This is a genomic window from Corallococcus praedator, from assembly GCF_003612125.1.
Lineage (GTDB): Bacteria > Myxococcota > Myxococcia > Myxococcales > Myxococcaceae > Corallococcus > Corallococcus praedator.
The window spans coordinates 1-8,112 of sequence record NZ_RAWI01000410.1; the positions used below are offsets into that span (position 1 = coordinate 1).

At 71.8% G+C, this 8,112-nt stretch carries 8 protein-coding genes and 1 pseudogene; 3 read left to right on the plus strand and 6 right to left on the minus strand.

Translation table 11 applies throughout. The features are described from left to right. The 3 genes and pseudogenes from D7Y13_RS34455 to D7Y13_RS34465 all read left to right on the plus strand — a co-directional run. Nucleotides 1-212 (plus strand): annotated as a pseudogene (locus D7Y13_RS34455) (hypothetical protein); the annotation flags it as partial. Nucleotides 213-221: 9 nt separating this feature from the next. Continuing rightward, complete coding sequence (locus D7Y13_RS34460) at nt 222-1,961, plus strand: hypothetical protein (protein WP_120538039.1); 1,740 nt, start codon at nt 222-224, stop codon at nt 1,959-1,961. A gap of 72 nt (nt 1,962-2,033) precedes the next feature. Then, on the plus strand, nt 2,034-2,582 hold the full coding sequence (locus D7Y13_RS34465) for an isochorismatase family protein (RefSeq protein ID WP_120538038.1): 549 nt from the start codon (nt 2,034-2,036) through the stop codon (nt 2,580-2,582). Nucleotides 2,583-2,610: 28 nt separating this feature from the next. Here D7Y13_RS34465 and D7Y13_RS34470 read toward each other — a convergent pair whose 3' ends face one another. The 6 genes from D7Y13_RS34470 to D7Y13_RS34495 form a co-directional block, all read right to left on the minus strand. Continuing rightward, complete coding sequence (locus D7Y13_RS34470; RefSeq protein ID WP_120538037.1) at nt 2,611-3,483, minus strand: metal ABC transporter permease; 873 nt, start codon at nt 3,481-3,483, stop codon at nt 2,611-2,613. After that, nucleotides 3,464-4,258, minus strand: a complete 795-nt coding sequence (locus tag D7Y13_RS34475; protein WP_120538040.1) for a metal ABC transporter ATP-binding protein — start codon at nt 4,256-4,258, stop codon at nt 3,464-3,466. Before D7Y13_RS34475 ends, D7Y13_RS34470 begins: the two co-directional genes overlap by 20 nt. Before the next feature lie 13 nt (nt 4,259-4,271). Next, a complete protein-coding gene (locus D7Y13_RS34480; protein ID WP_120584546.1) occupies nt 4,272-5,123 on the minus strand; it encodes a hypothetical protein in 852 nt (283 codons plus the stop codon). A 4-nt stretch (nt 5,124-5,127) separates the two neighbouring features. Beyond that, nucleotides 5,128-6,051, minus strand: coding sequence for a metal ABC transporter substrate-binding protein (locus tag D7Y13_RS34485; RefSeq protein WP_120584545.1), 924 nt, complete (start codon nt 6,049-6,051; stop codon nt 5,128-5,130). 22 nt (nt 6,052-6,073) lie between these two features. After that, nucleotides 6,074-7,453 carry a zinc-regulated TonB-dependent outer membrane receptor gene (locus tag D7Y13_RS34490; protein WP_120584544.1) on the minus strand — a complete coding sequence of 460 codons (1,380 nt, stop codon included), beginning with the start codon at nt 7,451-7,453 and terminating at the stop codon, nt 6,074-6,076. Nucleotides 7,454-7,548: 95 nt separating this feature from the next. After that, nucleotides 7,549-7,968, minus strand: coding sequence for a hypothetical protein (locus D7Y13_RS34495; protein ID WP_120538497.1), 420 nt, complete (start codon nt 7,966-7,968; stop codon nt 7,549-7,551). Nucleotides 7,969-8,112 lie beyond the last annotated feature (144 nt).

Genomic DNA, 8,112 nt, shown 5'->3' on the forward strand with positions numbered 1-8,112 from the left:
TCGCGATGCTGGCGGACTGGCTCGCGGACTACGAGGCGTGGGTGGCGCGGGACGTGGGGCTCTCCTGGCGGCGCGAGTGTCTGTCCGCGCGTCGCAAGGCGTCGCCTGTCGCCGCGGAGGAGTTGTCGAACGCCTGGAGGCGGATGGCCGTGCGCGTGCGCGCGACCGACGCCCAGGTGCAACACCGTACCGCTCCGATGCTCGGAGCGTGAGGAGGACACATGCTGGCACGACTGTTCCGAGCCGATGCGCCGTCCGTTCATGCCCACGTCCCGTGGGAGGACCTGCCGGACGAAGCCCTTCCCACGCCGCCGCTGTGTGAGGGCTATGGAGACGCCCACCTGCCGGTGACGACGCGAGTCCCGCTCGCGCAGGCGTACTTCGACCAGGGCCTGCGCCTGTTGCACCTGGGCTGGGGGCTGGAGGCCCGCCGCGCCTTCGCGGAGGCCGCGCGGCAGGACCCTTCACTCGCCATGGCGTGGTGGGGGCTCGCGCTCGCAAGGGGTGCGGGGGCTCGCTTCGCCGCCGACCGCGCGGAGGCCATCCGCAAGGCGCTGGTGCTGGCGGAGGGCGTCACCGACCTGGAGCAGCGCCTGGTGGTCGCCGCCAGCCTGCTCGCGGACAAGGGGCCCGCCAATGGCCGGCACGCCTTCGTGCGCGAGATGGAGTGCCTCATCGACCGCTTTCCGGAGGAGCCCGAGCCGCGCCTGCTGCTCGCGGGCTTCCTGATGGACGGCTACGAATCCGACGGACGTCCCGGCCAGGGCCAGCCGTATGCGCAGTTCATCCTGCGCGACCTGCTGCGCACGCACCCAAACCACGCGGGCGTGCACGTGGCGTGGGTGCAGGCCTGGCTGCCGAGCGCGAAGCCGGAGATGGCCCGGGAGAGCGCCGAAGCCCTCGCGACGCGGGTGCCCGCTGGAAGCCCCGCGCTGCTCGCCGCCGGACGCCTGCTGCTGCGCGTGGGCCGGGTGGTGGAGGCGAACCGCATCCTGGAGGCGGCGGTGGCGGCGGATGACGCGTACCTCGCCCGCGAGTCGCTGCCCCTGGAAGTAGCGCCGAGCGCGGACACCGCCCTGCGCCTGTTGAGCGAAGGCTGCGCGGAGGTGGGGCAGTACCGGGGCGCGCAGTCGTGGGCCCGCAGGCTGCGTCAGCGCGTGGAGGCCGCGGGTGCGCAGCCCCAGGCGGTGCTCTTCGCCGCGACCACGCTGGTGGCCGCGCACCTGCGCTTCGGCTTCTGCCGCGCGGCGGCGGAGGTCCCGATGGAGCTGGGCGACGCCGCCACCGTCGCGGAGCAGGGCCTGCGCGACGCCGTGCGCCTCTACGCGCGCGGGGCCTGCGCCCTGGAGACGGGACGGCTGGGCGACGTGGAGCGGGCGTGCGTGTCGCTGGACGCGCTGGTGCCCGCGCTGTCGGAGGCGCCCCGTTCAGAGGGCCGGGCCCTGTGTCCTCGCGACGTGGCGCGCACGATTGAAGTCGCAGCGCAGGAGCTGCGGGGCACGCTGGATGCGCGTCGCGGAGACTCCGGCCGCGCGGAGGCCGCGCTCACTCGCGCACTTCGGCTGGAGCGGCGCCTGCGGCCGGTGGGGCCCGCGCTCTTCTGCCGTCCGCCCCGGGAGACGCTGACCCGCGTGCGCCTGCGCTCCGGCCGTGAGGAGAAGGCCCTGGAGCTGGCGCTGGAGCGGGCAGGGGAGCGGCCCGGCTGTGGCCACTGCATGCTGCTGGTGGCCGAGGCGCACGTCGCCTGTGAGTGCATGTCCGAGGCGGCGCAGGACTACGCCGTGGTGTTGGACCTGTGGCGCGACGCGGATCCGCACCTGCCGGGCCTGCAGCGCGCGAAGGGCTTCGCCTCCAGGGGAAGCCGGGGCCGCGCCGCGCTGCGCCGGGTGGCGGATGCGCCGGTGGACACCGCTCCCGCACCCCGGGGCGGAGAAGGGCCCTGGACCGTGCATGGGGCATGAGCGTCCGCGCGGCCGTGCTTGACGGGCGCGCGGGCTTCGCGTCACTAGGGGGCACTCGCAAGGAGCTGCCCCATGCCCTCATTCCGCCTGAAGCCCGAGCACGCCGCCCTGCTCGTCGTCGACATCCAGGAGCGCCTGTGCGCCGCGATGGAGCGCGATGCCCTGGACCGCATGCTCGCGCGCACCGGCGCCGCCGTGGAGGGGGCCCGGGCCCTGGGCGTGCCCGTCTTCGTCACGGAGCAGTACCCGCAGGGGCTGGGCCGCACGCACTCGCTCCTGAAGCTGAAGCTGGGCACGTTCACGCCGCTGGAGAAGATGGACTTCTCCGCCGCCACCCCGGACGTGCTCTCGCTGCTGGGCGACCGCAAGCAGGTGCTGCTCGCCGGCATGGAGACGCACATCTGCGTCTTCCAGACCGCGCGCGACCTGGCCGAAGGAGGCCGTGAGCCGTGCCTGCTGGCGGACGCGGTGCTGTCCCGCACGGAGGAGGACCGCCGCGTGGGCCTGGAGCTGTGCCGCGACGCGGGCGCGCGCATCCTCACCGTGGAGTCGGCCCTGTTCGACATGCTGGGCCGCGCGGGCACGCCCGAGTTCAAGAAGGTGTCCGCCGCCGTCCGCTAGAAGGGAACGGCGGCGGAAGGGACGCCGCTCACGCCTTGCGCAGGAAGGGTGCGCGCGCCAGGCGCACCAGCATCATCAGCAGCACCAGCACCCCGGACAGGACGGTCTGCGAACCGCCCACCGGGAAGTCGTAGAAGTACGCGAACAGGTAGCCGCCCGCGCCCGCGATGCCGCCCAGCACGGTGGCGGTGAAGAACGTCCACGGCAGCCGCAGATCCAACACCAGCGCCGCGATGGCCGACAGCGTGGAGAACGCGAAGACGGGCAGGGCGCCCAGCGCGCGCGCGCAGACGCCCACCATGATGCCAATGGACACCATCAACACCGTGTCCAGCATCCGCACCGGCAGCCCCTGCACGGTGGCGCCGATGCGGTCGAAGCTGACGAAGGTGATGCCCCGGTACCACCACAGGTGCAGCACCATCAGCACCGCGCCCACCGCCGCCACGGCGTGCAGTTGATCCGGCGTCACCAGCACCGCGGTGCCGAAGAGGATGCCCTGGATGTCATGGGCCTCCTGCGCGATGCGGTCGCCCACCAGGATGGCCGCGCCGCCCGCGAAGGCGAACGCGCACCCCAGCAGACTCTCACGGGACAGGCGCAGCCGCGCGGGCTCCACCATCAGGAGCAGCGTGGCCGCCACTGACAGCACCACCGCGCCCACCAGCGGATCCACGTGCACGCCCAGGTGGATCTCCGCGAAGAAGGCCAGCGCCACGCCCAGGCCCGCCGTGTTCGTCACCGCCGCGCTGACGAACACCATGCGCCGGAGCACGACGTAGACGCTGAGGAAGCCCAGCACGCACCCGGCGATGAGCGCGCACAGGATGGGGTCCTGGAACAACTCCCAGGCGGACTGGAACTGCTCCCACTTCGTGGGCTCAAGCAGGACTGTTTCCACGATGTGGCCCCTGGGGTGCGCTGTGGCAGTAGTCATCGCCGTACTGGCGGCGGAAGGCCGGATGGCAGAACACGGTGCGCGCATCGCCCATGACGAAGCAGCGGTGCTCGCGGTCCACGAAGAGGATGACGTCGGCGTGCTCGGCCGCGACGGACAGGTCGTGGCTCACCACCACCACGCCCAGGCCCCGGTCATGCGCGAGCGCGCACAGCCGCAGCATCGTCTGTTTCTCCGCCACGGCGTCCATCGCCGCGGTGGGCTCGTCCAGCAGCACCACGTCCGCCTCGGTGGCGATGACGCGCGCGAGCAGGGCCCGCTGCTTCTCGCCACCGGACAGGTCACGGAAGGGCCGCTTCGCGATGCCGCGAGCCCCCGCGGTGTCGAGCGCCGCCTCCACCTTCTGCCGGTCGGTGGCGCTGGGGAAGGGCCGCAGGAAGTTCCACCCCGACAGCCGGCCCCACCCGGTCAGCTCGCGCGCATGCACCGGGAGCAGCGAGTCGATGGAGGACATCTGCGGCACGTACGCGCTGCGGATGTTCGGGGTGCCCAGGGCAATGCGTCCGGACACCGGGGGGATGAGCCCCAGCAGCGTCTTGAACCACGTGCTCTTCCCGGAGCCATTGCGGCCCACCACCGCCACGAACTGCCGGCGGCGCACCACCAGGTCCATGGGCGGCAGGATGTCCTTGCCCCCGTAGCCGATGACGAGCTGCTCGCACTTGAGCAGCACTTCCCCCGGCTCCGCTGGCGGCGCGGCGCGGTGCGCGCTGTCCAGCTCCGTCTCGTGATCACCATGCGCCACGGTTCACCTCCGCGGTCGGGCTCACTTCGCCCACCTTCTGCAAAAGGGCGGTGCGCACCGCCGCGTTCTCGACTGCATCCAGGTCCACGACGCCATCCAGGCCCTCCTTCGCGGTGGACCAATCCACCGCGTCGAAGAGCTCCGGCGTCAGCGCCAGCTTCAGGCCCAGCTCCACGCGCGGCTTGTTCTCCCGGTCGGACGGCACGTCCAGGTCGCCCTTGAGCACGGCCAACGGTTCGGCCTCCGCGCCCGACGTCGTCGCGGTGAGGCGGAAGGTCCGGACGCCGGCGAAGCGGGCCGGGACGCGCCCATCGCGCACGCTGCCCGTCATCCGCAGGCCGGTGATGGACCAGCGTCCGCTGGAAACGATCGTCCGCGTCAGCTCGCAGTCCGGCTTGCAGGTGAGCCCCACCGTCGGCGCCGCCAGCAGATCCAGCTCACCGTCGACCGGGAGGTTGGCGACCGTGGTGGTGGTGATGCCTCCGCCGCCCAGCTCCGCCTGGATGTCCTCGTAGTCGACGAGCGCCCCGTCGGCGCTGTGGCAGTGCCCGTTGTGGCAGAGCGAATAACCCGGAGGCGGCGAGGAAGGGTCGAACGTGGTGGCACCGCCGCCGCCGGAGCTGGCCAGCAGGTCGATGCTGCCCAGGCTCACCGCGCCGGAGTCCATGCGCAATTGGAAGTCGGAGGCGAGCGCCTGGTAGCCGTCGCCCGCGTCGCGGCGGGGCAGCTGCGTGTACGCGGCCTGCACGGAGGGCTCCAGCACCGCGAAGCCCTCACCCGCGTCGAGCGCGCACCCGGACAGCAGCGCCACGGGAAGCCATTGGAGAAAGCGTCTCATGGTGTCACTCCGCCTTCCCGGCGAGGCCCTGCTCCAGGCGGCTCACCAGCAGCTCGATGCGCTGCACGTACGTCTGGCCATTGCGGAAGTCGGTGCCGCCGGGGATGACGATGAGCGGCGCGGGGATCTTCGACGCCACGAGCTTCGCGGTGCCATCCGGGTAGTAGTCCTCCTTGACCACCACCTTCACCTTGCGCGCCTTGCCCTGGGCCAGCACCTGCGCGATGTGGGACGGGTTGGGCGGGATGCCCGGCTTGGGCTCCAGGAACGCGACGGTGGTGAAGCCCAGCCAGTTCTGCAGGTACGCCGTCGTGCGGTGGTACGCGATGACGGGCGCGCCCTTGAGGCCCGTCAGCCGCTTCTCCCAGCCCTGCTGCGCGGCCTGCACCTCCTGCGTGAACTTCGCCAGGTTCGCCTTGTAGGTGGCGGCGTTCTTCGCATCCAGCTGCGACATGCGCGCCTCGATGCCGCGGGCCACCGCGATGCCCTGGCGCGGGTCGTAGAGGTAGTGCGGGTTGCCGCCGGGGTGCACGTCGCCCTGGCTGCGGTCCACCGCCGTCGTGGGCACCTCCTGGAGGCTCACGAACCGCGACGCGTCCAGGTAGCCGTCGTTGCCCGTTAGAATCTTGTTGTTGCGCGCACCGAGCTGGAGCGACGGCAACCAGCCGATCTCCAGGTCCAGGCCCGCGGTGATGAGCAGGTCGGCGCGGTTGAGCGCGAGCGCCAGGTTCGGCTTGGCATCCACGAAGTGGGGGTCCTGCGTGGGCAGCGCCAGGGCCACCACCTCCACCTTGTCCCCGCCCACGGCCTTGGCGACCGCGGCGAGATCCGGCAGCGAGGTGACGACCTTGAGGTCCGCGCGCGCGGGGGCGGCGGTGAAGCTGACGGCGGCGGCGAGGAGCGCCGCGAAGAGGCGAAGGGAACGCATGGGAGGGCTCCGGAAGAAAGGGTCAGAACGCATGGGCACCGTGGGCGCCGGTCACGACTTCGAGCGCGAGGAAGGCCGAGTAGTCCGGCGTCGCGCGCCAGCCGACGCGGTCCGTGGCGGCCTGCAGGCGCAGGCGGGAGAACTCCGTGGGCCAGAACGTCACCGCCGCGGTGATGCGCTGGCGGTCGGCGATCCACTCGGGGTCGAGCGGATCATTCGCGACGCGGCCCTCCTGCGTCTTCGCGGGTGTGCCGAACTCGTATCTCACGCCCGTGGCCCACCGGTTGGAGAAGCGCCACACCGTCTGCGCGTAGCCACCCCAGTCGGACAGCAGGTCCTCGGGGGCCTGCCGGCGGCGGTAGAGCACCTCCGCCTGGAGCACCAGTTGCTGCGCGCTCGCCTCGGTGATGGGCCGGAACTTCAGATAGACATCCGTGCCGTAGACGCTGGTGTGGTTGCGGTAGCCCGTGGGGTTGGGGCCGGTGGCGGCGGACAGGCCCCATAGGAGCGATAGGTCGTCGGACAGCGGGAAGAACTGCTTCACCGCGCCGGTGAGCTGGAAGTCCAGCGGCGACAGCACGCGCTCATTGGAGGAACCGAAGAAGCTGCGCGCGGTGGCCTCGCCCTTCGCGTCGGTGGCGCTGCCGATGACCTCCACGTACCAGGGCAGCGGCGTGAGCCAGGAGCCCTCCACGCCCAGGCCCCGGTTGCCCTCCGCGCCGAACACTCGGCTCATCACGAAAGGCTGATCCACGAAGTCCCACGCATGCGGGTGCGTGGAGTTCAGCCGGCCGAAGCGGGTGAGGAACTGGCCCGCGCGCACCTGGAGGTTCGCGGGCAGGTCCAACGTGGTGACGTACGCCTCTTCAATCTCCACGCCGAACTGGCTGAAGACGATGTTGCTGTCGAAGCGGAAGTACGGATCCACCACCGACCCGATGGACAGCTCCAACTGCTGGAGGTTGAAGCCGTTCTGCGTCGGGTCGTGCGCGCCGCCCTGCAGCGGCTCCTTGCTGGAGAACGCCGCCACGGCCAGGTCCAGGATGAAGCTCAGGTTGAGGAAGCTGGTGCCGCCGGTGATGGCGTTGGGCAGCCGCAGCGGCGTCACGCCGGAGTCGTTCGTGGCGGTGGGCGAAACCGGGGACGTGTCGCCGGACGGCCGCGCGCGGGTGCTCGCGTCCGAGCCCAGCGCCTTTTCAATCTCAGCCATCTCCTCCGCGCTCAGGGCCGGAGCGTCGGAGGGCGTGTCGGCGGGAGCCGCCTCGGCGGGCGGTGGAGGGGTTTCGGTGGCGGCGGGCGGCGTCTGCCCTGGGGATGACTGGGCCCAGGCGGCGCTCGTGGACAACTGCACGGCGAGCACGACGGCCAGGGCGCGGGGGTTCCTGCGCGGAAGAAATGACACGGGGTGTTGCTCCTCGGAACTGGGCGACCGTGGAGCATGACGCTCCACGCGGACCGTCCACCAATGACCTGCTTCACCAGCACGACACGCGGGGACTACGCGTGCGCGGGTGGCGAGGCCTTGGGGGCGGTGGCGAGGACCGCCAGCGGTGCGAACGAGCGCGGAGGCGCGGTGGCCGGGTGGTGGCTCTCCACGCTGGAGGCCGCGCGCAGGACATCTCCGGCGAACAGGGCACCGACCTGCGGGGCGGCCGTGAGCAGCGGGCACGTCTCGTGGTTGGGGCCCGTCGCATCCGCCACCGCGGGCGGCACGGAGGCGAAGGCGGGGGCACGCTCGGCGAACCGCGACAGGGACGGGTTCGCGCGCCGCGCGTCCTCTTCGAACGTCTGGTGCTCCGCGCAGAAGCGGTGCGCGTGCTGCTCCACGTGCAGCGTCAGACCCAGCGGCTGGGCACCCCAGAGCGCGATGAGCAACATCGCGGTGAGGCGGGCGAGGGTATGGGCGCGCGAGAGCATCAAGGGGACCCGGCTGGCTTACTGTCGGCCCCCGGGAGTGTCAAGGCAGGCCGGGTGTCGTCCGTGGCGGGGCTTCGCGGGAGGGCGCGACAATCGAACGGTGTTTTCATTCCAGGCAACCCGCCGTGCCGCATCGGCTAGGTT

Bases quoted from the DNA above. Each gene is read 5' to 3' on its own strand.
- D7Y13_RS34460 (WP_120538039.1), top strand. From the start codon at position 222: ATGCTGGCACGACTGTTCCGAGCCGATGCGCCGTCCGTTCATGCCCAC.
- D7Y13_RS34465 (WP_120538038.1), top strand. From the start codon at position 2,034: ATGCCCTCATTCCGCCTGAAGCCCGAGCACGCCGCCCTGCTCGTCGTC.
- D7Y13_RS34480 (WP_120584546.1), bottom strand. From the start codon at position 5,123: ATGAGACGCTTTCTCCAATGGCTTCCCGTGGCGCTGCTGTCCGGGTGC.
- D7Y13_RS34485 (WP_120584545.1), bottom strand. From the start codon at position 6,051: ATGCGTTCCCTTCGCCTCTTCGCGGCGCTCCTCGCCGCCGCCGTCAGC.
- D7Y13_RS34495 (WP_120538497.1), bottom strand. From the start codon at position 7,968: ATGCTCTCGCGCGCCCATACCCTCGCCCGCCTCACCGCGATGTTGCTC.